Source organism: Frateuria sp. sgz306004 (genome assembly GCF_057750885.1).
Genome location: NZ_JBYLFE010000002.1, coordinates 619,836 through 644,570, shown reverse-complemented (window position 1 = coordinate 644,570; position 24,735 = coordinate 619,836). Strand labels below are relative to the sequence as shown.

Here is a 24,735-nt window from a genome sequence, read left to right as displayed (position 1 = left end):
CCCCGCTGGGCGTCGCGCCGGCCCGATCAGTGGAACTGGTCGCTTGCCGGCACCCAGCTACTGCTGGCGCGTGCCGGTACCGTGGGCGTCGGAGCCGAGTCCACACCACAGCCCGGCGGCATCGGGCCGCCTGCCACGCGCGCCGCGGCGCACTGCGCGCTGTTGTCCAGCTTTACTGTGGCTACGGCCGGCGCAGCGACGGTGGCCGCCGGCGGCACCAGCGGGTTGGTCGGCGCCATCTTCATCTTGTCGTAGACCACGTCGTCCACCGGCTTGGGTGGCGGGTTGCCGTCGCCGCAGCCAAGCAACGCCATCGGGAACAGCGGCATCACCACGCATTCCACGCGCACGCCACGAGGCAGGTTGAATGTATGACGCACGGTGGTTTTCTCCACCGCGCGACGCAGCGCGGTGTCGATGGAGCTTTCGCCTTCGGGCGTCCAATCCTTCTCGAAGCGCGTGGCCTGATAGCCGATGTTGGGCGTGCCGTGCGACATGATCTCGGTGTTGCCGCGCGGCTTGAGCTGCACGTAGGTGCCGTTGACGCCATTGTTGGCCGCGCCCTGCCCGGCTTGTCCGCTCGCGCCCTGCCCCTGCCCTTGGCCTGGCGGCAACGACAAGTTCAAGCCGTTCTTGCCGCCAGTCGTCGGCGATTGGGCCACGCCGTTGAGCTGGCCCGGCGTGCCGCTGGCGCTGCCTTGTGGCGTGGCGTTGGGCGCGCTGCTCACACCGCTTTCGCCCGGCGCGTTGCTCGCCTCACTGGCATTCGCCTGGGCACTGGCAGAGCTGGACGAAGCCGCTGCATTCGCGGGCGCCGAAGCGGCGCTGGGCTGATTGGCCGGCTCGCTCGCCGGCGGTTCCGTGGAGATCTGCGGGCGCGCCACGCTGGGCTTGGCTTCCAGCGCAATCGCAGTGGGAGCCACCGTCTGCAGGCGCGGCGCTTGCGGGTGTTCCAGGCTCGGTTGCGGCTGGGGTGGCAGTGGCACGGCTTCCAACTCCGCCTCAGCCACGCGAATGGCAGGCGCCTCCACGCGTGCCTGCTGACGCGGCACCACCGTGGTGACGGTACTAGGTTGCGGTTGCAGGTTGACCGTGGGTGCCGCCTGCGCCGGTAGCGGCACTGCCTGCATCTCCGGCTCCGGCGGCGCGGCCGGCAACTCTGGCCGGGTCACCTGCGCCAGGCTGGGCTTGGTGTTCACCAGCGCGGCCTTTTCCATGGCGATGGTCGGCACGCTCACCGGGGGCGCCGACTGCGGCGGCACCTCGGGAATGGCCAAGGATGCCGGCGGCGGTTGCGGCTGGTTGCCCTCCAACTGCGGCTTGCGCACCGGTTCGGGTTGAAACTTAGGTGGTGCTGGCGTGGGCGTCGGTGGCGTCTCCAGTGCGACCTGGGGCGGCGTTGGCGCCACCGGAACCGGCTGCAACTGCTCCGCCGGCGCCGGTTTGGGCAGCGTGACCGGCGGTAACGGTGCAGCCGTGATGGTCGGTTTGGGTGCGCTGGCCTTGGATGCCTTGGCGATCACCGGCGTTTGCAGGGCAGGCACGGGAATGGGCGCCAGCTCGGTATTCGTCTGTGTGGACGAACTGCTCTGGCGTGCCGTGCGTGGCGCATTGTTGGCGTTGCCGCGATGTACCGGCCCCACTTGCTTGGGCGGCGTGCCGCGCACCGGCGGGGGCGGCGGGGGCTCTTCCTTGGGTTTCTCGATCAGTCGCACCACCAGCGGCGGGCTGTTGTCCGGGAGATCTTCAAGCTCATAGGCAGGGCCCAGGATCACGCCCACCATAAAACCCAGATGCACCAGCAACGCGCCGACCATGCCCAGGATGCGCAGCCAGCGCTCGCGTGGCCGCTCGGTGCGGCGGCGGCGATACACGCGCGCAGCCTCCGCCGCCGACTTGGGCGATGGCAACGTCACGGTCAGTCGGTGCGCGGATTCCCTTTCCATAGGGCGCAGTGTAACGGGGCGCTGCGCCTTTCTGGCTAACCGCAGCGCCTGCTTACGAGCCGCCTCGTTGCGCGCGCTCGCGCATCTCGGCGTCCACCGAACGCGTGGGCGTATCGACGGGGCAGCCCTGCGGCAACGGCTTGTCCGCGCGGTAGATGTCGATGCACTCCTGCAGGCTCGGCGCCTTGACCGGGTTGATATCCGGCACCAACGTGTTCGCCGGCGCCATATTCAGGCGCATATCGCGGCTCTTGCTGCTGGGCTGGGGCGGCGGATCACCACCGCAGCCGCCGGCCAACGCCACGAGCGTCACCGCGCAGTGAATACGCACACCTGGCGCGACATGGAACGTGTGGGTAACGGTGGTGCTGTCCACCGCGCGCTTGAGCGCGTCGTCCACCGAGCTACCGCCGCCCTTGGACCAATCCTTCTCGAAACGCGTCGCCTTGTAGGTCACGGGGCTGCTGTGCTGCATCACCTGGGTGTCGCCCTGCGGCGTTCGCTGTACATAGCCCCCCGGGCTGGGCGCGGGCTGTCCCGGCTGCGGGGGCAACAAGGGCTGTCCGGTCGGATCGAACAGTTGCGGAGGAGTGGCCACCGAGGCGGTCATGGCCGGCGCGGCTTCCTTCGCGGGCAGGCTCACGCTCATGGCGTTCTTGGCCGGCGCCTCATGCACTTGTGGCGGCTTAGGGGTAACGGGAGGCGACGGAGCTGGCAGCGTTTCGACCGGCGCTGGCGCCGTTTTGGTAACTGGGCGAGGAATCAAGCGAACCAACAGCGCCCCGGTGCGCGCCGGTGTCGCCTCGTCGGGACGCATCACGTGCATTTCATGCCAGGTGAACACGGCGAACAGCACGTGCAGCACCAGCACGATGCCCAGCGCCAACCAGCGGCGCCGCCGATCCGGCGGCGCCCGACGCCAGCGCAGCTGATGCAGCATCGCGCGCGTGGGTCCATCGAGGGGCGCCAGTCCCCGGGCATGGGAGTCGGGCGGCGTCCAGCGGTGGTGTTCAACCTGCTCTGTGTGTTCGATGAGACAGCCCTACCGTCCAGCCTGGGAAGTGCGCACAGCTTGGTTCCTTCGAGGCTGTCACGCGGGGAAGTCATCTGCTGACCAACAGAACGCTCGCGGGTTCCCCGCAGTGCAACTTGACCCCGGGGGGCAATGGCTCAAGGCTATGCGTACGGTCACCCCGACCGTACCCGCCATGACCGCCCCCGCGTCCCGCACGCCTGGACGACCATGACGGCCCGCCATCGTCAGCCGCCAGCGCGGCTTCGTGCGGCGCCGCAGGTCATCGCCAGCACGATTTCGCGCCCTTGCATGGGAGGGTCGCATCGTGTCGTACAACACGGAAAACATCCGCAACATCGCGCTCGCCGGACACGCCGGCGCCGGCAAGACCACCTTGTTCGAGGCCTTGCTGCATGCCGGCGGCGTGATCCAGACCCAGGGTTCGGTCGAGCGCGGCAGTACGCAATCGGATACCGACGAGCAGGAAAAGGCACGCGGCCACTCCATCGATACCGCCATCGCCAGCGTGCCGTTCGGCGAAAGCCGCATCCATCTTATCGACACCGCAGGCTACGCGGACTTTCGCGGCCCCACGCTTTCGGCCTTCGCCGCGGTGGAAACCGTCGCCATCGTGGTGAACGCCATCAATGGCATCGAGTACGGCACGCGTCGCATGATGGAGCGCGCCGGCGAACGCGGCGTGGCACGCATCATCGTGGTGAACAAGATCGACGCCGACGCGGCCAAGCTCGGTGCGCTGGTGGACGCATTGCGTGATGAATTCGGCAGCCAGTGTCTGCCCGTGAACCTGCCAGCGGATGGTGGCAAGCGCGTGCTCGACTGCTTTTTCCACAGCGACGGCGTCACCGATTTCTCCTCGTTGCGCGAGGCGCACCAGCGCATCCTGGACCAGGTGGTGGAGATCAACGAATCGGTGATGGGTCATTATCTCGACTCAGGCGAAGAAGACCTCAGCCCCAAGGAATTGCACGACGCCTTCGAGCAATGCCTGCGCGAAGGGCACCTCGTCCCCATCTGTTTTCTCAGCGCGCGCACGGGCGTAGGCGTCAACGAGTTTCTCGAACTGGCCGACCGCTTGCTACCCAACCCGGCCGAAGGCAACACGCCCCCCTTTCTCAATGGCGACGACGAATCGATCACCGTCAATGCCGATGCGCGCCAGCATGTGATTGCCGACGTCTTCAAAATCGTCAACGACCCCTTCGTCGGCAAGCTTGGTGTGTTCCGCGTGTGGCAGGGCACGATTCGTCGCGACACCTCGCTATTCATCGACGACAACAAGAAGCCGTTCAAGGTCGGTCACTTGTTTCGATTGCGCGGCAAGACGCACGAGGAGATCGAGCAGGCGATTCCCGGCGACATCGCGGCGGTGGCGAAGGTGGAGGAAATCCACTTCGACGCCGTGCTGCACGATTCGCACGACGAAGATCGCATCCATCTCGCCCCCATGCGCTTCCCGCAACCCATGTTTGGCTTGGCTCTGGAACCCAAGCACAAGGGCCAGGAGCAGAAGCTCTCGCAAGCACTGGCGCGATTGGCCGAGGAAGACCCCTGTTTTCGCGTGGAGCACCACAAGGAGCTCAACGAAACCGTGGCGCGAGGCCTATCGGATCTGCACTTGAAGATCATGCTGGAGCGCATGAAAGAGCGTTACGGCGTAGAAGTGGTGACGCATCCGCCGCGCATTGCGTATCGGGAAACCATCGTGGGCCATGCCGAAGGGCACCACCGCCACAAAAAGCAGACCGGTGGCGCGGGCCAATTCGGTGAAGTGTTTTTGCGCGTGGAACCGCTCGATCGCGGCGCTGGTTTCGAGTTTATCGACGCGGTGAAAGGTGGCGTTATTCCCAACCAATTTTTGCCGGCGATCGAGAAAGGCGTGCGCCAAGCAATGGAGAACGGCGCCATCGCCGGCTACCCCATCCAAGACCTGCGCGTAACCGTGTACGACGGCAAGTACCACCCGGTCGACTCCAAGGAAGTGGCCTTTATCAGTGCCGGCAAAAAGGCGTTTCTCGACGCGGTAGGCAAGGCGCGACCCGTCGTGCTCGAACCCATCGTGGATGTGGAAGTGGCGATTCCCGAAGCCAACGTCGGCGATGTCACGGGCGGCCTCGCCAGCAAACGCGCGCGCATCCTCGGCACCGATGCCCTTCGCGGTGGCGAACTGGTCATCAAGGCGCAGGCGCCGCTGGCGGAGTTGATCGACTACCCCACCGAACTCAAGGCCATGACCGGCGGCCGCGGCCGCTACAGCCTCGACCTCAGCCACTACGAGCCGGTGCCGCCGCCGGTGCAAAAGCAGCTCAGCGAGGCATGGAAGCCACATCTGGACGAGGATTGACGCCCCCGCCTGGCGATCCGCGCGGGCGGCGCCGATCCGCTGTCCGCGCAAGTCCTGTACGCCTTGAGGCGCGCCATACGCGCCGCCATATGCACCGTATACGAACGCGCCGAACGCTACGGCGCTGGAGGCCTGCGATGAGCCGCTCCTTCGTGAAGGACGCGGACGAGTCCGTCGGCGAACGCCTGCCGGACATCCCGCTCAGTGAACACCCCAACTACGTGACCCCACGCGGCCTGGCTCTTTTGCGCGCGCGCCTGGTGGCACAACGCGAGCGACGCGACGCCTTACGCGCCAGCGGCGACACCCTGCCGCAACAACGCGAACTTGGCGAGGTGGAGCGCGAGCTGCGCTGGCTCAATGCCCGCGTGGGCAGCGCCATCGAGGTGGATCTGACGCAGCAGCCTCGCGACCGCGTGGCTTTCGGCGCGCGGGTCATCGTGGACAGTGAAGAGGGCCAACTGCGCTATCGCATCGTTGGCGAGGACGAGGCCGACGTGGAGCACGGCTTGGTGAGTTACGCCTCGCCGCTGGCCAAGGCCCTGCTGGGCGCGCGCGTAGGCGACGAGGTGGTGTGGCCCCGGCCGTCGGGCGATGTCACCGTGGAAGTGGTGGCGATCGATTACCCGCCCGATGCTGATTAACGCAAGCGACGATTACTTGGGCGCGCCGGCCGGCGGCGCGACCAGCACGTCGTCGTCCTTGCTCCAGGCCGGCGTGGTGATGGCATAGAAGGTGAGCGTTTCGCCCTTGCTGGCGCGGATGGAGCGCACCACCGACGGCGGCACCAGGATGTAGTCGCCCGGGCCCACCGCATGCGGCGTGCTGCCGGTCCATACCTCGCCATGCCCGGCGAGGATGAAGAACGATTCCTCACCCTCCTTGTTGTGACTCCACGCGCTGGCACGGCCCGGATCGAGCTCGAACAGCGCCACGCTGCCCAACTGCGAGCGCGCCCCCACCGGCGCGGCGCGACCGGTGAGTTCCTTCAGGCGCACACCTGGCGACACGGTGACGAACGGCAGGTCGCCAGGCGAAATCACCTTGGCGGCGTCCGCCGCCTGGGCGGCCCCTGTGACACCCAGGGCAAGCAACAGGGCCAACAGCGCGTTCTTCATGGAAAGCGATCTCCAGACAACCGTGCTTTCACGGGAATGCCTTGCAGGCGAGAAAAAAAGCCGCGGCGGCGATGCAACCGCATCGCCGTCTGCAACATCGCGTGAACTCAAGCCTTCTTGGACTTGAGCAGCGTGCCCGTGCAGTTCTTCGAGCCACACAGGCACTTCCACAGCTTCTTCAGGCGCGCGGTGTGCGGCACCTCAAGCGTTATGCCGTAGTCGTAGGTCAGCTCTTCGCCCGGCTTGATATTGCGGATCGCCTCGATCAGCACGCGATCCTTGCGCGGATTGCCATCGGCGCTTTCTTCGATCAGCGCCTGGCAGTTGGGATCGCAGCTGTGGTTGATCCAGCGCGCCGTGTTGCCCTTGCGGTTCGCGTCGATCAGATACTCGTCGTTGAGCGTGAACAGGAACGTATGGCCCGTTTCGCCGCCGTCCCCGTACATCACATCGGCTTCGCCGTGGGTCATCAGCGTGCCCTTGTACTCGATGATTTCCTCGCCCTTCTTGATCGGGGCGACGGCGAAAACGCCATTGCCATGGATAGGCGAGCGACGGGCAACGATGCGACGGGTCATAAGTGGGCTGTATACAAAGAAAGAGCCAAGGATGATGCCTGTTGCGCTGCGCAATGGGAACCTCCGGCGCCCGCTGGCCTCCATCGATAAGGCGTGATCGCATTCGCGCTGAGATCCATCGCCTTGCCCTCCCCCGTGGACAGACGGCAAGGTCCTCCTGCTAAGATTCAAACAATCGTTTGAGGTGAACCCATGGGACGACTGCTTCGCTGTGCGGTGCTTGTGTGTCTGGTAGCCGGGCTGGTGGCCTGCGGGCCGCCGCGCAAGAGCGTGTTTCCGCCCACCGTGAGCGTGCAGGAGATGGCCACCCTGCCCAATGGCGAGTGGCGCCTGACCCTGCGCATCCAGAACAACAGCTACGGCGGCATGGATTTCCACAGCCTCGACGGCGAGCTGAAGGTGGCCGAGCTGGTGCCGGTGCGCCTGCACAGCCGCTTCGACCTCGATATTCCCGCCTTTGCCGCCGACGTCACCCAGATCACCGTGCTGCCCACGCCGGAGATGACCGCCACCCTCAAGGCCGCCGCGGTCAAGGGCAGCGCCGGCTCCGTGCCCTACAGCGTGAGCGGCAGCGCCAACGCCAAGCCCGAGCAGGAAAAGGAAGCTCGGGATTTCACCTTCCACGGCAACGACTGGCTTTCGCCGGTGCCGGGCATCCCCAACACCTGGCGCTGAGCTTCAGCGCCCGCACTACCACCGAAGGAACTTCGCCATGACCATCTACAAGGCCCCGCTCGACGACCAGCGTTTTGCCCTCTTTGACGTGCTTGGCGCCGAAGCCGTCCTCACCCAACTGCAAAATGGCGAAGGCCACACGCGCGACCTGTTCGACGCTGTGCTCGAAGAAGCCGGCCGCCTGAGCGAAGCCCTGCTCGCCCCGTTCAATGCCAGTGGCGACGCCGAAGGCTGCGTGTACGACAAGGCCACGCAGACCGTGACCACGCCCAAGGGCTTCAAGGAAGCCTTCAAGGCCTTCGCCGAAGGTGGCTGGACCGGCCTCACCCAGAGTGAGCACTTCGGCGGCCAGGGCCTGCCCAACACGATCGGCACGGCCACCACCGAAATCTTCCAGTCGGGCAACCTCTCCTGGAGCCTTTACCCGCTGCTCTCCGAAGGCGCCTGCCATGCGATGGAGCTGCACGGCACCGAGGAACAGCAGAACACCTACCTCAAGCCCATCGTGGAAGGCCGCTGGACCGGCACCATGTGCCTGACCGAGCCGCAGGCCGGTTCGGACCTGGGCCTGCTCAAGACCCGCGCCGAGCCCGGCGAGAACGGCAGCTACAAGATCACCGGCACCAAGATCTTCATCAGCGCTGGCGAGCATGACCTGGCCGAGAACATCATCCATCTTGTACTGGCCCGCCTGCCCGACGCACCGGCCGGCAGCCGCGGCATTTCCATGTTCATCGTGCCCAAGTTCAAGGTGAACGCCGATGGCTCGCTGGGCGCGCGGAACAGCGCCGCCGCCGGCGCCATCGAGCACAAGATGGGCCTGAAGGGCTCGGCCACCTGCGTGATGAACTTCGACGCCGCCGAAGGCTACCTGATCGGCCAGCCGCACAAGGGCCTGGCCGCCATGTTCACCATGATGAACGCCGCGCGCCTGGGCGTGGGCGTGCAGGGCCTGGCGCTGGCCGAGCGCGCACTGCAGAACAGCCTCAACTACGCGCGCGAGCGTCTGCAGGGTCGTTCGCTCTCCGGCACCAAGTTCCCCGACAAGCCGGCCGACAACCTGCTGGTGCAGCCGGACGTGCGCCGCATGCTGCTCACCCAGCGCGCGTTCGTGGAAGCCTCGCGCACGCTGCTGCTGTACACCTCGCTGCAGACCGACGTGGAAGCGCGCGGCGTCGACGAGGCCACCCGCAAGACGGCCAGCGACCTGGTGGCCTTCCTCATCCCCATCGCCAAGGGCGTGGTAACCGAGCTGGCCCAGGAGTGCACCAAGGAAGCGCTGCAGGTGTACGGCGGCCACGGCTACATCGGCGAGAACGGCGTGGAGCAGTTCGTGCGCGACGCCCGCATCATCACCCTGTACGAAGGCACCACGGGCATCCAGGCGGCGGACTTGCTGGGCCGCAAAATCCTCCAGTTGCAAGGCGCAGGCTTCAAGCTGTTCGCCAAGGAGATCCAGGCGTTCTGCCAGCAGCACGCCCAGGACCCGGCCATGGCCGGCCTGATCGGCCCGCTGGCCGCGCACACCAAGGAGTGGGCGGACCTGACCATCGCCCTGGCGCAGCGCGTCATGGCCAACCCGGAAGAACTCGGTGCCGCCGCCAGCGACTACCTGTACTACTCCGGCTACATCACGCTGGCTTACATGTGGGCCCGCAGCGTGGCGGCGTTGGCCAACAGCAGTCAGCAGGAGTCGTTTAAGCAGGCCAAGCGCGATACGGCGAAGTTCTATTTCGCACGCATCCTGCCGCGTTGTCTGATGCACAAGGCGGCGATTGAGGCGGGTGTGGATACGTTGCCGGCGATTGCCTGAGGCGTGATTCTCCGCTTTTGATGGAACGCTGGACGGCCCCTCGCAGAGGGGCCGTTTTTTTTCGTGTTTCTTGGACAACGGGGGAGCCACGAGGGTGTTTTGATCGGTAGTTTGCGCGCGTTGTGCGCGGCGCGCTCTGGAGCTGTACGACATGTGCGTGGTGGGAATTCTCTTGTCGTTCTGACGAAGGTTGAACTGCTTTGTCCGCGTTCGCGCAGCTGCAACGATATGGCGATCTGGCCGCCTGCGCGGCGGGCGTTTCGATCGCCTGCCGGCGACGCGATGTTGTTGCGTCGACCAGTTGAAACCGCCGCAAGCAAGAGAACGCGATCCGGCCTCCGGCTGGAATTCGGAAGCCCGTCGCCGCACGAGGAGTCCCTGCGTTCGCAGGCGAGCAAGCTGGCGAATGACGCCCGGGCAGGAGCACGGCAGATACGGCGCCCCTCCCCGGCACAACGCAAGGGACTACCACCCCGCGCCCCTTGGGTGTAGAAACGGCAGACCCCTCTCGCTGTCCGGTCACACCCGCATGAGCGATACCACATACCTGATCCGCCTCGCTGAGGACGACGACGACTTCATCCTCGGATTGGTACCCCGTTTCGTGAACTTCTCCCTGCCTCCCTGGCGGCGGCGTCACGAATGCATCGAAGGCATACGCAAGGACCTGTTGCGCCACCTGGAAGACCAGCCGGCCAACAGCTTCCTGTTCGTGGCCGAGGACGAAGACGGCGCGGCGGTGGGTTTTGTCCACCTGCAGAAAACGCAGGATTACTTCACCGGGCGTAACAACTGCCACATCTCCGACATCGCCGTGGCCGAGCAGCACGAAGGACGCGGTGCCGGCCGAGCCTTGCTCGAGCATGCCGAGACATGGGCACGCGAACATCGTTGCCAACTGGTGACGCTGGCCGTGTTCCCGGGCAACGAGCGGGCGCGAGCCATATACGAAAGCGCGGGCTACGCCGCCGACCTGCTGCGATTGGCCAAGCCCGTGCGATGAGCCCGGTATGCGGGAGAGACGCCTGACCGTGGCGCTCACGGCCGCGACATGATCGGAGACGATCCATGAACGAGCCGCTGCACACCGTGCGCTTTCCCGGAGAGTCCAGTACCTATCGCGCCGCGCGCGACCGTTTACTGCGCGCGGAGATCGAGCTTCGTCGACAGATCGAAGACACTGCCGCGCTTCGTCGCGCCTTGCCGCTGGGTGGCGCGGTACCGGTGGATTATCACTTCGACGATGAGGGCGACACGCCCGTCGATACCGACATCGAACGGCAGGTGTGCCTGTCGGAGCTGTTCGTCGATGGTCACGACACGCTGGCGATCTACAGCTTCATGTACGGACCATCGATGGCGCAGCCTTGCCCATCGTGCACCTCCATCCTGGATGCATTGGACGGCCAGGTGCCCCACTTGAGCCAGCGCATCAACGTGGCGGTCGTAGCGAAATCGCCTATCCAGCGCATTCGCCATTTCGCGCGCGAACGCGGCTGGCGTCACCTGCATCTGCTCTCCAGTGCGCACAATACGTACAACGCCGACTACCACGGCGAGAGCAGCGACGGCCGGCAGATGCCTGCGCTCAATGTGTTCGTAAAACGCGACGGCGCCATTCATCACACCTGGTGCAGCGAGCTGATGTTCGTGCCGCCGGAGCCGGGTCAGGACCCGCGCCACGTCGATGCGATCTGGCCGCTGTGGCATGTGCTCGATTGCACGCCCGGAGGCCGTGGCGCGGATTGGCGGCCCAGCCTGCACTACTGATGCTGCGCGATCAGGCGCTGTCACAAGCTCGGCGAGCAGGAGGCGTCAGGGCAACGGCAACCCCATCTGGCGAAACATGGCACCGGCATCACGCACGCCCCAGCGTCGCTCGATATGGCCTTCCTTGACCGCGAACCACTCCATCGCGAGCACTTCGTAGTCACGACCGGTCACCGGGCCACCACGAAAGGGCGCAACGGAGCGACCGCGCTCGGTGTAGCGAACCGCCACGGTGTCACCTTCGGACACCATCGCATCCACTTCCAGGCTGACCTGGAAGCAGCGCATCAACTCGCTCCAGAGCGGCCGCGCAGCTTCTACTCCGCCCCAGCCCAGAACACCGTGAACAAGCGCATCCGACGCAAACGTGGCGCACACACCCTCGAGGTCGCCGCGATTGAAGGCGTCCACATAGGTCAATACGACACGCTTGTTCTGTTCGGACATGCAGCGCCCCCTGCGCCTGGGCGCACACCTACCCTGCCCGGGTGAGTACGCGCGAGGAGGAGCATATCGCCCACTTCGCGTGGAAGACGTGAGGACGGCAGCGTCACACACCATCTTTCCGGCGTCCGCGGCGCCTTGCGCGCCGCGGGCGGTGACGCCGCACCCCATGAAGGAGCGCGGCGTCGGGTACCTCAGTTCTTGACGGCCGAGGCCGCTTCTTCGGCCTGCTCGCGCTGGCTCAGGCGCAGCGACACGCGGTCGATGTTGGCCAGCGACAGCAGGTGCGCGTAGATCCAGCCGAACACGCCTTCGCGGGCGAACTCGTGCGTGGTCTTTTCGTCGAGCTGTCGCAGCTTGTCTTCGTTCACCACGAACAGGCCATTGAGGTTGATGGCCTTGCCATCCTTCTCCAGGCGAATGTTGCGCGGCTCGAGCAGGTCGTGCTTGCGCAGCTGCTCCATGAACCACTGCGTGCGGGTCACGTGCTGCTGGAACTCGCCGAGGAAACGCACGGCGTTGGTCAGCATGTCGGTGTCGGTGCCGTCTTCCTTGAACAAGCGGTCGCCTTCGGCGGTGCTGAAGCCTTCATAGGCTTCGTCGAGGAACACGGTGAAGTCGTCGCCTTCCTGACCGGCCGGCTTCTCGGCCAGCACGAACGGATAGCGGCGGATGAAGGCCGGGATGTAGATGTTCTGTTCCCAGAAACCGTTGGCGTCGATGAACAGGTTCTCGTTCTGGCGCAGACCCAGCAGGGCCATCGGGCCGGCGTCTTCCACCGTGGTGCCGCCGAACAGGATCGGCAGGTCACGAGCCGCCGCAGGGAACTCCACGCCAGTGAGCGGCACCGAGTGCGCCGTGGTGGCGAACTTCAGGTTCGGCACGGGCTTGATGCGCAGGTCCTTGTGCTGGTTGCGGTTGAGCGGAACGGGACGCTCGTAGAAAAGAACTTCGGACACGATTACTACCTCTCCCCTGCCGCGCCGGGGTCGCCACCGAGGCTCCCCCTCCCAAACCCGGCCACGGGTCTTTAGATGAACAAACACTATATCAGCGCCTGCCGCCCCTCGCGAACCCCCTCCGTAGGACAGTTCTGCCTGCCCTGACAACCATTTGCGTGTGTTCTGTAACGAAAGATGGTCTATGCTGGCCGCGTTACGAGCATCGTTGCTGCGCCCGAACGTTCATTCCCCTGGGTTGAAGGACGGTTTTGCATGCTGATGGAAGTACCTGGCCGCGTTGTCGACCTTCATTCGACCCGCGTGCTTTCGCTGGATGCCGCTGGCCGCATACTGGATTGGATCAGCTGGCAGGAGGCCGTTTGCCTCTATGTACGCGAAGCCGTTGCCTGGACCCTGGGCGATCCCTGTCTCACCGTCCACGGCGGCCACAACCGCTTGAGCGGCGAGCAGAGCCGGCTTTCCCTGCATCCCATCGTCGCCAGCACCGGGCATTGCCGCGATCACGCCATCGACCCCTCGCCGGCGCTTACCAACAGCGCGCTGTTCGCCCGCGACCGCTTCCTGTGCCTGTATTGCGGCGAGCGCTTCAGCCGCGGCGAGCTGACCCGCGACCATGTGGTGCCCATCTCCCATCGGGGTAAGGACACCTGGGAGAACGTGGTCAGCGCCTGCCTGGCCTGCAACCTGCGTAAGGCCAACCGCACGCCCCAGCAGGCCCATATGCCACTGCTTGCGGTGCCCTACCGGCCCAGTTGGGTGGAGCACCTGATCCTGTCCAACCGCAACATCCTGGCCGACCAGATGGAGTTCCTGGTGAACCATCTGCCGCGGGACCGCCGGCAACACATGGCCTGACGCTCAGTCGCCGCGCACCTCGTCCTTATTCAATGCGCGCTCGATGTCCTCCACCGCCGATTCCGCCGCCAGGTGCGCCAATCGGGTGTAATGGCGGCGAATCCTGTCCAGCGCGGCCTCATCCAGCGCCTCCAGGTTGAGTAGCGCGTTGTGGGCGGACGAACTGCGGATCAACTCGTCCAGCTTGATCTGCAAGGCCGCCGTGTCGCGGTTCTGGGTGTTCTGGATAAGAAACACCATCAGAAAGGTCACGATGGTAGTGCCGGTATTGATCACCAGTTGCCAGGTATCGCCAAAATGGAACATGGGGCCGGTGGCCGCCCACGCGACCACCACGACCACCGCCAGAACAAAGGTGGCTGGCCTACCTGAATACCGGGCCACGGCCTCTGCAAACCGCTGGAAAGCCTTGCTGATGCTCATAAGAGGGTCTCGGCGGGGCACGAGGGACAAGCCTCCCGCCGAGCGTGTCTGCGGTGCGTGGAGAGGGCATCCTGCGGATTGACCGCAAGTTTCCTCGCGGCCGCCCTTGCCCCGCCCCTGCTCTGGGCCAACAATATGCCGATGAACGATCTGTCTCGCTTCCCCCATCTGGCGACCATTGAGACGCCAGCCGACCTGCGCCGCATTGCCGACGATGAGCTGCCGGCCGTTGCCGATGAGCTGCGTCAGTATTTGATCGAAGCCGTCGCCAGCTCCGGCGGGCACTTCGGTGCCGGCCTGGGCGTGGTGGAGCTGACCGTGGCGCTGCACCACGTATTTGACACGCCGACTGATCGCCTGGTGTGGGACGTGGGCCACCAGTGCTACCCGCACAAGATCCTCACCGGACGTCGCGACCGCATCACCACCATCAAGAAGAAGGATGGCCTGGCGCCGTTCCCGAGCCGCGAGGAAAGCGAGTACGACACCTTTGGCGTCGGCCACTCCTCCACGTCCATCTCGGCCGCGCTGGGCATGGCCATCGCCGCACAGCGCAAGGGTGACCCGCGCAAGTTCGTGGCGGTGATCGGCGACGGCGCGATGACCGCCGGCATGGCCTTCGAGGCGCTCAATCACGGCGGCGACGTGGAACCGAACATGCTGGTCGTGTTCAACGACAACGGCATGTCCATCAGCGAGAACGTGGGCGCGCTGACCAAGATGGCCGCGCGCGCCATGTCCAGCCGGACACTCAACCAGTGGCGCGAGCGCGCCAAGCGCGCCATTCCCAAGCAGTCGCTGTTCGGTCGCTTCTTCAAGCGCTGGGAGGAGCACGCCAAGGGCATGTTCGTGCCCAGCACGCTGTTCGAGGAACTGGGCTTCCACTACACCGGCCCGATCGACGGCCACAATATTCCGCAACTGCTCGCCGCGCTGCGCATGGTGAAAGACCTGCCCGGCCCACAGTTGCTGCACGTGATCACCACCAAGGGCAAGGGCTACGCGCCCGCCGAGCAGGCGCAGATCGAGTATCACGCAGTGGGTCCGTTCGATCCGCAGGCGGGCCTGGTGAAGAAGTCCGGCCCGTCCAAGCCCACTTACACCGACGTGTTCAGCGACTGGCTGTGCGATATGGCCGCCGCCGACGAGCGCCTGCTGGGCATCACCCCTGCCATGCGCGAGGGCTCGGGCCTGGTGCGTTTCTCCAAGGAATACCCGCAGCGTTACTTCGACGTGGCGATTGCCGAGCAGCACGCGGTGACGCTGGCCGCCGGCATGGCCTGCGAAGGCGCCAAGCCGGTGGTGGCGATCTACTCCACCTTCCTGCAGCGCGCTTACGACCAGGCCATCCACGACGTATCGCTGCAGAACCTGGACGTGACCTTCGCCATCGACCGCGCGGGCGTGGTCGGCCCGGACGGCGCGACGCACTCCGGCAGCTTCGATCTCTCCTTCATGCGCTGCCTGCCCAACATGGTGATCATGGCGCCGGCCGACGAGAACGAGTGCCGCACCATGCTCACCACCGGCTTCAAGCACGCAGGCCCGGCAGCCATCCGCTATCCGCGCGGCACCGGCCTGGGCGTACCGCTCTCCAAGGAGCTGGAAACGCTGCCCATCGGCAAGGCCGAACTGCGCCGCCGTGGCCATGGCCTGGCGCTGCTGAGCTTTGGCGCGATGCTGGCGCCAGCCTCGGTGATCGCCGCCGAGCTGGATGCCACGCTGGTCAACATGCGCTTCGTGAAGCCGCTGGACGAGGCGCTGATCCTCGAGCTGGCCAAGACGCACGATGCCTTCGTCACGCTGGAAGACAACGCCATCGCCGGTGGCGCCGGCAGTGGCGTGGCCGAGTGCCTGGCGGCGCACGGCGTGGTCAAGCCGATCCTGCACCTGGGCCTGCCCGACGCCTACCTCGACCACGGCAGCCGCGAAGAAGTGCTGACCATGGCCGGCTTGGACCTGCCCAGCATCCGCAACGCCATTCGTGCTCGTTTTCCGCAGCTCTGCAATCTGAACCAGATCAGCGCCTGAGCCTCGTGCCAGGTGCCGGCCGCCACCGGTAGACCGCGACACCGGCCGCGCCATCGACCATGACGCGGTGATCTCGGGGGTCGCGTCGTGACGGACTGGATTGCCCGCCTGGTCCATGCCAGTGCCCGCCACCCGTGGCGGGCGTGCCTGGCCTATGCCCTGCTGAGCATCGCCAGCCTGTGGTACGCCCAGGGCCACCTGGGCGTGGATACCGACACCGACCACATGTTCTCCACGCGGCTGCCCTGGCGACAGCAGTCGCTGGCGATGGACCGCCTGTTTCCGCAGTTCAACGACGTGCTGGTGATCGTGGTGCGCGGCGCCACGCCGGAAGAGGCGGAATCCACCGCCGATACCTTGATGCAGCAATTGCGCGCCGACACCACGCACTTCCACGACGTAACGCGCCCCGATGCCGACCCTTTCCTGCGCCGCGAAGGTCTGCTTCTGCTCGACACCCAGGATCTCGCCAAGCTGCTCGATGGCCTGTATGCCGCGCAGCCGCTGTTGGGCCCGCTCGCGGGCGATCCCTCCGCACGCGGGTTGCTCAAGGGCATCGCGCTGATGGCCGAAGGCGTACGCGTGGCGCATGCGGATCTCTCGCCCTATCACACGGCGCTGGAACAACTGCGACAGGTGCTGGACGCGGCCACGCACGGCGCGCCGCCTCCACTGTCCTGGCAGCAGATGCTCAGCTCCGACGTGATCGCCCAAGCGAGCGGCCCCACACTGTTGTTGGCCCATCCCGTGCTCGATCGTGGCGCCCTGCAGCCCGGCCTGGCCGCCACACAGTCGCTGGAACGCGTAGCGGCTACATTGCCAGCGGTGCGTGCGGGGCGCGTGAGCGTGCACTACACCGGCTCGGTGCCGCTCTCCGACGTGCAGTTCGGCGCGCTCACCGAGGGCATCGTCGGCAGCACCGTGGTCAGCGTGTTGTTGCTCGCACTGTGGTTATTCCTGGCGCTGCGCTCGTGGCGACTCATCGTGCCGATCCTGCTTACCTTGCTCACCGGGCTGGTCGTGACCTTGGGTTTCGCTGCCTTGGCCGTGGGTACGCTCAACCTGATCTCGGTGGCGTTCGCCGTGCTCTTCGTGGGGCTCGCCGTGGATTTCGCCATCCAGTTCGCCGTGCGCCTGCGTGACCAGCGCCAACACCACGCCGCGCTGGCCGACGCACTGGATGCCACCGCGCGCTCGGCGGGCAGCCAGATCGCGGTGGCTGCTGCCGCCACCGCTTGCGGCTTCCTCGCCTTTGCGCCCACTGCCTTTGTCGGTGTGGCGGAGCTGGGTGTCATCGCCGGCACCGGCATGCTGCTGGCCCTGCTGTGCACACTCACCCTGCTGCCGGCGCTCATCGCATGGCTACGCCCGGGCGATGGCGCCGGTGACGTCGCCCTACCCTACGGCGCCGCGTGCGACGCCTGGCTCAAGCAGCGCCATCGCGACGTGCTCGCGGTGTTCGTACTGCTGGGCGCACTGGGCCTGTACGCGGCCTGGCGCCTGCCGTTCGACGCCAATCCGCTGCATACGCAGGCACCGGACACCGAGCCCATGCGCACGCTGCGGCAACTGGCCGACAACCCGGTCACCAACCCGTTCAATATCTACCTGCTGGCACCTGACCTTGAACACGCGCGCGCGCTGGCTGCGCGGGTGGAGAAACTGCCCGAGGTCTCCAGCGTGATCCATGCCGGCACCTTCGTGCCAACGGATCAATCGTCCAAGATGGAGTTGCTGGAGCAAGCGCAGGATCTCTTGCTGCCATCGCTCAGCAGCCCCGGCCGCGCGCCGCCGCTTACGACAGCCGCGCTGCGCGAGGCCATGGGGGACAGCCTCGATGCCATCGCGCAGGCACGCCCCGGCTTGCCGCCCGGTTCGCCCCTGCTTGGCATCGGCGAGGCCTTGCAGACACTGCAGCGCGCACCGGACGCAAACCTCTGGGCGATGAACGCCGCCATCAGTCGCTTTCTCCCCGATCAGCTCGACCGATTGCGTACGTCCCTGGATGCCCAGCCGACCACGCTGCATGACGTCTCCGCCGCGATCCGACGCGACTGGATCGCCCCCGATGGCCGCGTGCGCATCCAGGTATCGCCCAACGACAACGTGCAAGACACGGCCGCACTGCGCCGCTTCGTCACCGCCGTGCAGCGCATCGACCCGGCTGCGGGCGGCCCCGCCGTCACCACCATCGCCTCGGCCGACACCATCATGCGTGCCTTCCAGCAAGCCGCCGTGCTCGCCACGGCAGCCATCGCCATCGTGTTGCTGCTGGTGCTGCGTCGCTGGCGCGACAGCGGCATCGTGCTGCTTACCCTGGGCATGTCGGCCCTGCTGACGGCGCTGGGCGCGCGCGCCGCGGGCATGGCGATCAACTACGCCAATATCATTGCGCTACCGTTGCTGTTGGGCGTGGGCGTGTCGTTCAACGTGTACTTCGTGATGAACTGGCGCGCCGGCATGGATCGTTTCGTAGGCTCCGCTTCGGCACGCGCCGTGCTGTTCTCCGCGCTCACCACCGGCACGGCATTCGGCTCACTGGCGCTCTCGCACGATCTAGGCATGGCAAGCATGGGGCGGCTGTTGCTGCTCAGCCTTGGTGCAGTGCTGTTGGCCACGTTCGTGTTCCTGCCGGCGCTGCTCTACGCACTGGGGCCCGCGAACTCAGCGAAACGGCACGTTGAATGACACGCCGAAGGCGCGCGGCGTGGATTGCTGCACCAGCATCGGCCCGCCCAGCGCCGCGAGAAAATTGATGGTCTCGGCATTGAGCGTGCCGATGGCGACGCGGCGATTGAGCGCATTGCGTAAGTAGACGTCCACGGTGACGCCGCGCCCCAACGTAACGCCTGCGTTGACGTCCAGCATGCCGAACCCAGGCAGACGAAAATCCGGATCGCTGTTGTCGCCCGCGAAACCCGCGTGCCGTTGCGTGGACAGTCGCTGCGTAGCACCGGCGTACGCTCCATAGCCACCGAGTTGGAACTGGTAGCGCACACCGAGCGTGCCGGTGGCGCGAGCCGAGTACGGCAGCGGGTCGCCAGCTTTGATACCGATGGCGGTGTCGTCATCCAACATGCGCGCATAGGTGTACGCGCCGGACGCATTGAAGTTCCACGGGCCGCTGGTGTACGTGAGCTGCGCTTCCAGCCCATCGACGCGCGCATCGCCCGCGTTCTGGATGATGGTATTGCCCAGCGTGTAGGTATAGAGCTGCACGTGATGCCACTCGATATCGTAGGCATCGATACCTACGTTGAGCCGGCCATCGAGGTGACTTCCCTTGTAGCCCAGTTCGTAGCTCTGCAGCTTGTCCGAGCCGAAGGTCTCCGTCGCGGTGGGTACCGGGCCCAGCACACTGCTGGTGAGCGGCGCTTGCAGGCCGCCAGGGCGATAGCCGGTGGATACGCGCGCGTAATAGCTGTGGCTGGTGTCCGGCTTGTAGGTAGCCGTGAGCATCTCGGTAATGTCCGAGCTGTTGCGGCTTAGGCGAAAACCGCCCGGACTGCCCGCCACCGGGCCGCTCTCCTGGCTCGACAAATGCTGAGTGTCGCCATTGACGCGCGCGCCTGCCGCCAGGTCGAACACGGGCGATACGTGCCAGGTCAGGTCGCCGTAGCCGGCGTACTCCTCGAAACGCGCGCTGGTGTATTGGTTAATCAGCTGGGTATTGCCCGGCAGCTTGAGGTTGTCGCCCAACAGTGCGTAGCGCTGCCATACGTCTTCGCGGTTGAACCACAGCCCGGCCAACCAGTCGAAGCGATCCCCCTTGGGCGAGGTCAGGCGCATCTCCTGCGTGCTCTTGTGCACGTCGATCACCGAATCGACGTACAGGTTCTTCAACGGTTGATCGACACCAATGGCCGGCCCCAACACGTTGAGCAGGTCCAGGAAGCCGTTGGGGTAATCCTGCACGCTGTGATTCTGAAAATCCTGATAGGCACTGATCCAGTCCAGCGTGGCCCAGCCAAAGTCGTAGCTGGCGCGCAGCGAGTAAAGCTGCAGGGTTTGGGTAAACGGTTCGCGATGATTGAGTGCGCGGTTGTACGGGCCACCGGAAATCGGTTGGCCTGCCAGGTTGTAGTCGGCCATGGAGAGGCCATCGGCGGCGATCTTCTGCGCCATGCCGCTGAGGTTGATGCTGAGCTTGTCACTGGGGTCGATCTGCAACTGCGCGCGAATGCCTTGCGTGTGTGTGCGATCGGCGCCGCCTGCCGGTATCGTGCCTACGGCATCGTAGACGCCTGCGGTGTGTTCGTCCGCCACGCTCAAGCGCAACGCAGCCACATCTTTCACCAGAGGTACGTTCAGCGTGCCGCGCTCGGTGTAATTCATGCCGCCGTGCTGGGTGTGGGAGATGTCCGCCCCGACGCTGGCCGAGACGCCGCTCGCGTCGGGCTGACGTGTCGCATATTTCACCAGGCCACCCATGGAACCAGCGCCGTACAAGGTGCCTTGCGGGCCGTACAGGAACTCGATGTGATCCAGGTCGAGCAGCACCGGATCGATCAGGAAGGTAGCCGCCGCTGCGTACACCGTGCTTCCGCCGATCGGCACATCGTCGATGTACACCGACACGGTGGGGCTGGTCTGGTTGCCGGTGGATACGCCGCGCATCACCAGCTCGCCCTGCCCGGTGCCACCCTGGCTGGCCAGGAAGACGCCCGGTTGATACGACACGTAGTCGTTCATGGTGCGCGCGCCGATCTGTTGCAGCTCCTCGGCCTTGATCACCTCCACGTGCATGGGCACTTCGCGCGAGGGCTCGCGTCGACGGTTCGCCGACACGATCACTTCGCCCAGGGTGATCACGCGCTTGTCCGGCTGCGTGGCATTGCTCTTGCGCGGCGGAGCGGGCGGCGCCTGCGTATCGGCCTGCTGCGCAAACAGCGAGCACGGTAGCAAGGTGGACAACGCGGCGGCCAGCGCGCAACGGCGCAACCGCAAGGAACGATCGGAACCACGCCACTGGTCGAGCACCGCGTCTCTCCCCTGCCGGATGGATTCGTCGGCCCGCGTGGTCGCGCCACCCGGGGCATCCTCGTCTCGCAAGCGGGCTCAGTGTACGCCCGGCATCGCATGGCGACGAGGGCGCAGGGCCTTGCGTTCAGCGATGCGGCAAGCTCATGCGCCAGCCCAGCGCGCGCCACTCACGCGGTCGCGTTGTTCGAGATCCTGCGCGGTGAAGGCGTCGACATAGCCGGCCGCTTCCAACACCGCGCGCACCGCCGCGCCCTGGTTCCAGCCGTGCTCCATCAGCAGCCAGCCATCGGCTAGCAGACAGGCTCGCGCGTCGTGCACGATGCGGCGGATATCGTCCAGACCATCCACACCCGAGGCCAAAGCACGGGCCGGCTCGAAGCGCAGATCGCCCTGGCGCAGATGCGGGTCGTCCGCTTCGATGTAGGGCGGGTTCGACACGATCAGCGCGAACGACAGCCCCGCCAACGGCGCTAGCCAATCGCCCTGAAGAAAGCGCACGCGGCCAAGGCCAAGTCGCTCGGCATTGCGACGCGCCACGGCGAGCGCATCGCCACTGGCATCGGTGGCGCTGACGCGCAGGTCCGGTCGCTCGTGCGCCAGTGCCAGCGCAATGGCGCCGCTGCCGGTGCCCAGGTCCGCCACGTTGGCATCGGCGGGCGCACGTTCCAGCGCCAGCTCCACCAGCAACTCGGTTTCCGGGCGCGGAATCAACGTGGCCGGCGTCACCTCCAGGTCCAGCGACCAGAAGCCGCGACGGCCGGTGAGATACGCCACCGGCTCGCCTTGCCGGCGCTGCTCCACCAGCGCCTGGTAGGTGTGCAGGGTGGGCGCGTCCAGCGCGTCGTCGGCATGCGCAATCAGCCAGCTACGTGGTTTGTCCAGCACGTGCACCAGCAACACCTCGGCTTCCAGCCGGTCGCCCAGCGCTTGCGCAGCCGCCGCCAGGGCCTGGCGCACCTCAGCCATGCGTGCGCACCTTACCGCCGAGGCGACGAGAGAGATCAAGCGTGATGAGCGACATGAGCGTTTCCGGCGAGTGCAAGCGCACAGTTTAATGCCAGCGCCCGCTCAGCCCGCATCGGGGTGCAGGTAGTGATGCACCGCCTGGATCACCACCGAGCCCTCGCCCACGCTGGACGCCACGCGCTTGACCGAACCGGCACGCACATCGCCCACGGCGAAGATGCCCGGCTTGGTGGTTGCATACGGCGATTCCAGTAGATGCCCCTCCGCGCAGCGCCCGGTGAGCACGAAACCGTGCGGGTCCAGCGCAAGGCAGTCGCGCAGCCAATCGGTGTTGGGCTCCGCACCGATCATCACGAACATGTTGCTTACTGGCCGCTCGGTCAGTTCGTCCGTGTCGCGATGCCGCCAGCTCACGCGCCGCAGGCGGTCGTCCCCTGCCAGTTCCACGACCTCGCTGCGGGTATGCAAAGTGATATCCGGCGACAGGGCGATGCGTTGTACCAGGTAGTCGGACATGGTGGCGGCCAGACCGTTGGAGCGCACCAATATGTGCACGTGCTTCGCGATACGCGAAAGGAACACCGCCGCCTGCCCCGCTGAGTTGCCGCCGCCGACCACGACCACCTCTTCGTTGCGGCACAGTTGGCCCTCCATCGCGGTGGCAGCGTAATGGATGCCTTCGCCTTCGAAGCGAACGTAACCGGGCACATCCAGCTTGCGATAGCGCGCCCCCGTGGCGACGATCACTGCGCGCGCCAGCAGCGACTGACCATCGTCCAGGTTCAACCGATAAGGCTGCTGGCTGCAATCGATGGCCGAGGCATGTCGCGAGATCGCCATGCGCGCACCGAACTTCTGCGCCTGCGCCTGCGCGCGCCCCGCCAGCGCCTGACCGGAAATGCCGGTGGGAAAGCCCAGGTAGTTTTCGATCTTGGAAGAAGTGCCGGCCTGCCCACCGGGCGCCATCCCTTCCAGCACGATGGTGGATAGCCCCTCGGAGGCGGCGTACACCGCCGCCGCCAGCCCCGCAGGACCGGCGCCCACCACGGCAACGTCATACACATGGTTGGGGTCGATGGTTTCGGTGATGCCCAACTCGTCGGCCAATTGCGCGGTGCTGGGGTTTTGCAGGAAACAGCGCTCCGGGCAGATCACCACCGGCAATTGTTCGCGCTTGAGCTGGAAGCACTCGATAAAGCCGCCAGCATCGGGGTCGAGTTCGGTGTCGATCAACCGATGCGGGTAGCCGTTGCGCACCAGGAAGCGCTCGAGCCGCAAAGTATCGGCGCTGTGCCCCGGGCCAACCAGCACCACGCCGCCGTAGCCCATGCGGATGAGCCCCACGCGACGCAGGATGAAGGCGCGCATGATGATTTCGCTGATGTCCGCCTCCGCCGCCACCATGCGGCGAAAGGCATCCGCGTGCACGCGAATCACGCGGCTGTCCACGGCCGCGCGCGCCGACACCATGATGCTGCGCCGATTGAGCAGATTCATTTCGCCACTGAACTGCCGTGCGCCATGCATGGTGAACACGTTCGGCTGGCCATCTTTGTCCAGCTCGAAGACCTCGATCAGGCCCTCCAGCACCACGAAGAAATCCACGCCGCGCTCACCGCGCCGGAACAACACGGTGCCGCCAGGCACCTGCTCCTCCTCGCCGTAGGCGGCGATGCGGCGAATCATGTCCGGTGCGAGCTTGGGAAAGGTCTGCTCCTTGCGCCGCATGGGATCGGTGGGGTCGTAGACGACCTCGGGCGATGCGGACTGGTCGGACATGGCGCGACACCTCCCTGGGCTGATCCGTTGGCGTACCGGTCCAGCCATCGTGCGCCTGCGCGCGTGTCGCTAGCAAGTCAACGCGGCGCGGGCGCCATGGCCGCCGTCATCGCCGTGACGAGGCGTTCACGAAACCAGCGATGCGCCGCGTCGTCGTCCTTGCTGGCGTGCCAGTAGGCCATGATCGGGATGGCCGCCAGGCGGATCGGCAGCGCGCACACGGCGATGGGCAACTGCGCGGCCACATGCTCGGCATACGCGGCCGGCACGGTGAGCAGCAGGTCGCTCGCCGCCGCGATCTGGCAGGCCGAGACATAGTGCTGACAGACCATCCGCACCTCGCGAAACATGCCGTTCTGGCCGAGCAGCACATCCAGCGCGTTGGCCTCGCCCAACGGCGAGACGATGACATGATGCGCGGCCAGGTAGTCGGCCCGGCGCAGGCCGCCGGCGAGCGGATGGTCGCGGCGCATCACCGCCACCAGCGTCTCATCCGCCAGGTGTTGGCGGGACAGGCGCGCACCGGCGCGCAGCGGCCGATCCACCGCCAGGTCCAGCGTGCCCGAAGCCAGTTCGCGTTCCATCTCGTCCGCCGCCACGCGCCGGCTCACCACGCGCACGCCTGGCGCCTCGCGCCCGATGCGCGCCATCAGGCCGGGCAGCACGATGGATTCGAGAATGTCGCGAAAGCCCAGCACGAACTCCAGGTCCAGCTGCGCGGGCTCGAAATGCGGCAAGGCACGCGCACTCGCCAGCAAACCCTTCAAATGCGCCTGTACCGCCGGCATCATCGCGCGCACCTTGTCGGTGGGCTGCAGGCGATTGCCCTGGCGGTTGAACAGCGGGTCGCCCAATTGATCGCGCAACCGCCCCAACGCGTGCGTGACCGCCGGCTGGGTGAGGTGCAGGGCCCGCGCCGCCGCGCTCACGCCGCCGTGCGTGTAGATCGCGTCCAGCACGCGGAACAGGTTCAGGTCGATGCGGTGATCGCGTTCCACTGGGCCTCCGGGCC

Annotated in this window: 20 protein-coding genes; 9 read left to right on the top strand and 11 right to left on the bottom strand. The window is 66.1% G+C overall.

Annotated features, from left to right (window positions below; translation table 11 throughout):
- Positions 1-26: 26 nt before the first annotated feature.
- Together AC3G2C_RS06140 and AC3G2C_RS06135 are read right to left on the bottom strand one after the other, a co-directional pair.
- Positions 27-1,916: a hypothetical protein gene (locus tag AC3G2C_RS06140; RefSeq protein ID WP_488383729.1), complete on the bottom strand. Its 1,890-nt coding sequence runs from the start codon at positions 1,914-1,916 to the stop codon at positions 27-29.
- An 82-nt stretch (positions 1,917-1,998) separates the two neighbouring features.
- Positions 1,999-2,886 carry a hypothetical protein gene (locus AC3G2C_RS06135; RefSeq protein ID WP_488383728.1) on the bottom strand — a complete coding sequence of 296 codons (888 nt, stop codon included), beginning with the start codon at positions 2,884-2,886 and terminating at the stop codon, positions 1,999-2,001.
- 400 nt (positions 2,887-3,286) lie between these two features.
- Between AC3G2C_RS06135 and fusA the strand changes: the two genes are divergently transcribed.
- A complete protein-coding gene (fusA, locus tag AC3G2C_RS06130; RefSeq protein WP_488383727.1) occupies positions 3,287-5,326 on the top strand; it encodes an elongation factor G in 2,040 nt (679 codons plus the stop codon).
- Positions 5,327-5,463: 137 nt separating this feature from the next.
- The gene (locus AC3G2C_RS06125) at positions 5,464-5,970 is read left to right on the top strand and encodes a GreA/GreB family elongation factor (RefSeq protein WP_488383726.1); all 507 of its coding nucleotides are present in this window, start codon (positions 5,464-5,466) and stop codon (positions 5,968-5,970) included.
- Positions 5,971-5,982: 12 nt separating this feature from the next.
- On the opposite strand, the gene AC3G2C_RS06120 is transcribed toward AC3G2C_RS06125, so the two are convergent.
- Positions 5,983-6,444 (bottom strand): cupin domain-containing protein, encoded by a 462-nt coding sequence (locus AC3G2C_RS06120; RefSeq protein ID WP_488383725.1) that lies wholly within the window; start codon positions 6,442-6,444, stop codon positions 5,983-5,985.
- Between the two features lie 107 nt (positions 6,445-6,551).
- On the bottom strand, positions 6,552-7,022 hold the full coding sequence (locus AC3G2C_RS06115; RefSeq protein ID WP_488383724.1) for an SET domain-containing protein: 471 nt from the start codon (positions 7,020-7,022) through the stop codon (positions 6,552-6,554).
- Between the two features lie 192 nt (positions 7,023-7,214).
- Between AC3G2C_RS06115 and AC3G2C_RS06110 the strand changes: the two genes are divergently transcribed.
- From AC3G2C_RS06110 to AC3G2C_RS06095, 4 genes are all read left to right on the top strand, one after another.
- On the top strand, positions 7,215-7,697 hold the full coding sequence (locus AC3G2C_RS06110; RefSeq protein ID WP_488383723.1) for a hypothetical protein: 483 nt from the start codon (positions 7,215-7,217) through the stop codon (positions 7,695-7,697).
- 37 nt (positions 7,698-7,734) lie between these two features.
- Positions 7,735-9,510, top strand: a complete 1,776-nt coding sequence (locus AC3G2C_RS06105; protein WP_488383722.1) for an acyl-CoA dehydrogenase C-terminal domain-containing protein — start codon at positions 7,735-7,737, stop codon at positions 9,508-9,510.
- A gap of 529 nt (positions 9,511-10,039) precedes the next feature.
- The gene (locus AC3G2C_RS06100; RefSeq protein WP_488383721.1) at positions 10,040-10,513 is read left to right on the top strand and encodes a GNAT family N-acetyltransferase; all 474 of its coding nucleotides are present in this window, start codon (positions 10,040-10,042) and stop codon (positions 10,511-10,513) included.
- 65 nt (positions 10,514-10,578) lie between these two features.
- Positions 10,579-11,280, top strand: coding sequence for a DUF899 family protein (locus tag AC3G2C_RS06095; protein ID WP_488383720.1), 702 nt, complete (start codon positions 10,579-10,581; stop codon positions 11,278-11,280).
- Positions 11,281-11,325: 45 nt separating this feature from the next.
- Here AC3G2C_RS06095 and AC3G2C_RS06090 read toward each other — a convergent pair whose 3' ends face one another.
- The gene (locus AC3G2C_RS06090; RefSeq protein ID WP_488383719.1) at positions 11,326-11,727 is read right to left on the bottom strand and encodes an ester cyclase; all 402 of its coding nucleotides are present in this window, start codon (positions 11,725-11,727) and stop codon (positions 11,326-11,328) included.
- A 191-nt stretch (positions 11,728-11,918) separates the two neighbouring features.
- Entirely contained in the window at positions 11,919-12,683 is a 765-nt protein-coding gene (locus AC3G2C_RS06085; protein ID WP_488383718.1) for a SapC family protein, read from the bottom strand.
- A gap of 255 nt (positions 12,684-12,938) precedes the next feature.
- Between AC3G2C_RS06085 and AC3G2C_RS06080 the strand changes: the two genes are divergently transcribed.
- Positions 12,939-13,541, top strand: a complete 603-nt coding sequence (locus tag AC3G2C_RS06080) for an HNH endonuclease (RefSeq protein WP_488383717.1) — start codon at positions 12,939-12,941, stop codon at positions 13,539-13,541.
- Positions 13,542-13,544: 3 nt separating this feature from the next.
- Here AC3G2C_RS06080 and AC3G2C_RS06075 read toward each other — a convergent pair whose 3' ends face one another.
- Positions 13,545-13,964 (bottom strand): low affinity iron permease family protein, encoded by a 420-nt coding sequence (locus AC3G2C_RS06075; protein ID WP_488383716.1) that lies wholly within the window; start codon positions 13,962-13,964, stop codon positions 13,545-13,547.
- A 141-nt stretch (positions 13,965-14,105) separates the two neighbouring features.
- Between AC3G2C_RS06075 and dxs the strand changes: the two genes are divergently transcribed.
- The gene (dxs, locus tag AC3G2C_RS06070; protein WP_488383715.1) at positions 14,106-15,995 is read left to right on the top strand and encodes a 1-deoxy-D-xylulose-5-phosphate synthase; all 1,890 of its coding nucleotides are present in this window, start codon (positions 14,106-14,108) and stop codon (positions 15,993-15,995) included.
- Between the two features lie 87 nt (positions 15,996-16,082).
- Complete coding sequence (locus tag AC3G2C_RS06065; protein WP_488383714.1) at positions 16,083-18,683, top strand: MMPL family transporter; 2,601 nt, start codon at positions 16,083-16,085, stop codon at positions 18,681-18,683.
- Here the strand turns inward: AC3G2C_RS06065 and AC3G2C_RS06060 are convergent.
- The 4 genes from AC3G2C_RS06060 to AC3G2C_RS06045 all read right to left on the bottom strand — a co-directional run bounded on the left by AC3G2C_RS06060 (position 18,660) and on the right by AC3G2C_RS06045 (position 24,721).
- Complete coding sequence (locus tag AC3G2C_RS06060) at positions 18,660-21,047, bottom strand: TonB-dependent receptor (RefSeq protein WP_488383713.1); 2,388 nt, start codon at positions 21,045-21,047, stop codon at positions 18,660-18,662. The two genes, AC3G2C_RS06065 and AC3G2C_RS06060, sit on opposite strands and share 24 nt — an antisense overlap.
- Positions 21,048-21,119: 72 nt before the next feature.
- Positions 21,120-21,944 (bottom strand): peptide chain release factor N(5)-glutamine methyltransferase, encoded by an 825-nt coding sequence (prmC, locus tag AC3G2C_RS06055; RefSeq protein WP_488383712.1) that lies wholly within the window; start codon positions 21,942-21,944, stop codon positions 21,120-21,122.
- A 102-nt stretch (positions 21,945-22,046) separates the two neighbouring features.
- A complete protein-coding gene (locus tag AC3G2C_RS06050) occupies positions 22,047-23,723 on the bottom strand; it encodes an FAD-dependent oxidoreductase (RefSeq protein WP_488383711.1) in 1,677 nt (558 codons plus the stop codon).
- Between the two features lie 77 nt (positions 23,724-23,800).
- On the bottom strand, positions 23,801-24,721 hold the full coding sequence (locus tag AC3G2C_RS06045; protein WP_488383710.1) for a LysR family transcriptional regulator: 921 nt from the start codon (positions 24,719-24,721) through the stop codon (positions 23,801-23,803).
- Positions 24,722-24,735: the final 14 nt, after the last annotated feature.

What these genes read in the sequence shown, in the direction of transcription:
- AC3G2C_RS06135 (WP_488383728.1), bottom strand. Translation starts at nt 2,886, where the DNA reads ATGCTGCATCAGCTGCGCTGGCGTCGGGCGCCGCCGGATCGGCGGCGC.
- AC3G2C_RS06125 (WP_488383726.1), top strand. Translation starts at nt 5,464, where the DNA reads ATGAGCCGCTCCTTCGTGAAGGACGCGGACGAGTCCGTCGGCGAACGC.
- AC3G2C_RS06120 (WP_488383725.1), bottom strand. Translation starts at nt 6,444, where the DNA reads ATGAAGAACGCGCTGTTGGCCCTGTTGCTTGCCCTGGGTGTCACAGGG.
- AC3G2C_RS06115 (WP_488383724.1), bottom strand. Translation starts at nt 7,022, where the DNA reads ATGACCCGTCGCATCGTTGCCCGTCGCTCGCCTATCCATGGCAATGGC.
- AC3G2C_RS06110 (WP_488383723.1), top strand. Translation starts at nt 7,215, where the DNA reads ATGGGACGACTGCTTCGCTGTGCGGTGCTTGTGTGTCTGGTAGCCGGG.
- AC3G2C_RS06105 (WP_488383722.1), top strand. Translation starts at nt 7,735, where the DNA reads ATGACCATCTACAAGGCCCCGCTCGACGACCAGCGTTTTGCCCTCTTT.
- AC3G2C_RS06100 (WP_488383721.1), top strand. Translation starts at nt 10,040, where the DNA reads ATGAGCGATACCACATACCTGATCCGCCTCGCTGAGGACGACGACGAC.
- AC3G2C_RS06095 (WP_488383720.1), top strand. Translation starts at nt 10,579, where the DNA reads ATGAACGAGCCGCTGCACACCGTGCGCTTTCCCGGAGAGTCCAGTACC.
- AC3G2C_RS06090 (WP_488383719.1), bottom strand. Translation starts at nt 11,727, where the DNA reads ATGTCCGAACAGAACAAGCGTGTCGTATTGACCTATGTGGACGCCTTC.
- AC3G2C_RS06080 (WP_488383717.1), top strand. Translation starts at nt 12,939, where the DNA reads ATGCTGATGGAAGTACCTGGCCGCGTTGTCGACCTTCATTCGACCCGC.
- AC3G2C_RS06075 (WP_488383716.1), bottom strand. Translation starts at nt 13,964, where the DNA reads ATGAGCATCAGCAAGGCTTTCCAGCGGTTTGCAGAGGCCGTGGCCCGG.
- dxs (WP_488383715.1), top strand. Translation starts at nt 14,106, where the DNA reads ATGAACGATCTGTCTCGCTTCCCCCATCTGGCGACCATTGAGACGCCA.
- prmC (WP_488383712.1), bottom strand. Translation starts at nt 21,944, where the DNA reads ATGGCTGAGGTGCGCCAGGCCCTGGCGGCGGCTGCGCAAGCGCTGGGC.
- AC3G2C_RS06050 (WP_488383711.1), bottom strand. Translation starts at nt 23,723, where the DNA reads ATGTCCGACCAGTCCGCATCGCCCGAGGTCGTCTACGACCCCACCGAT.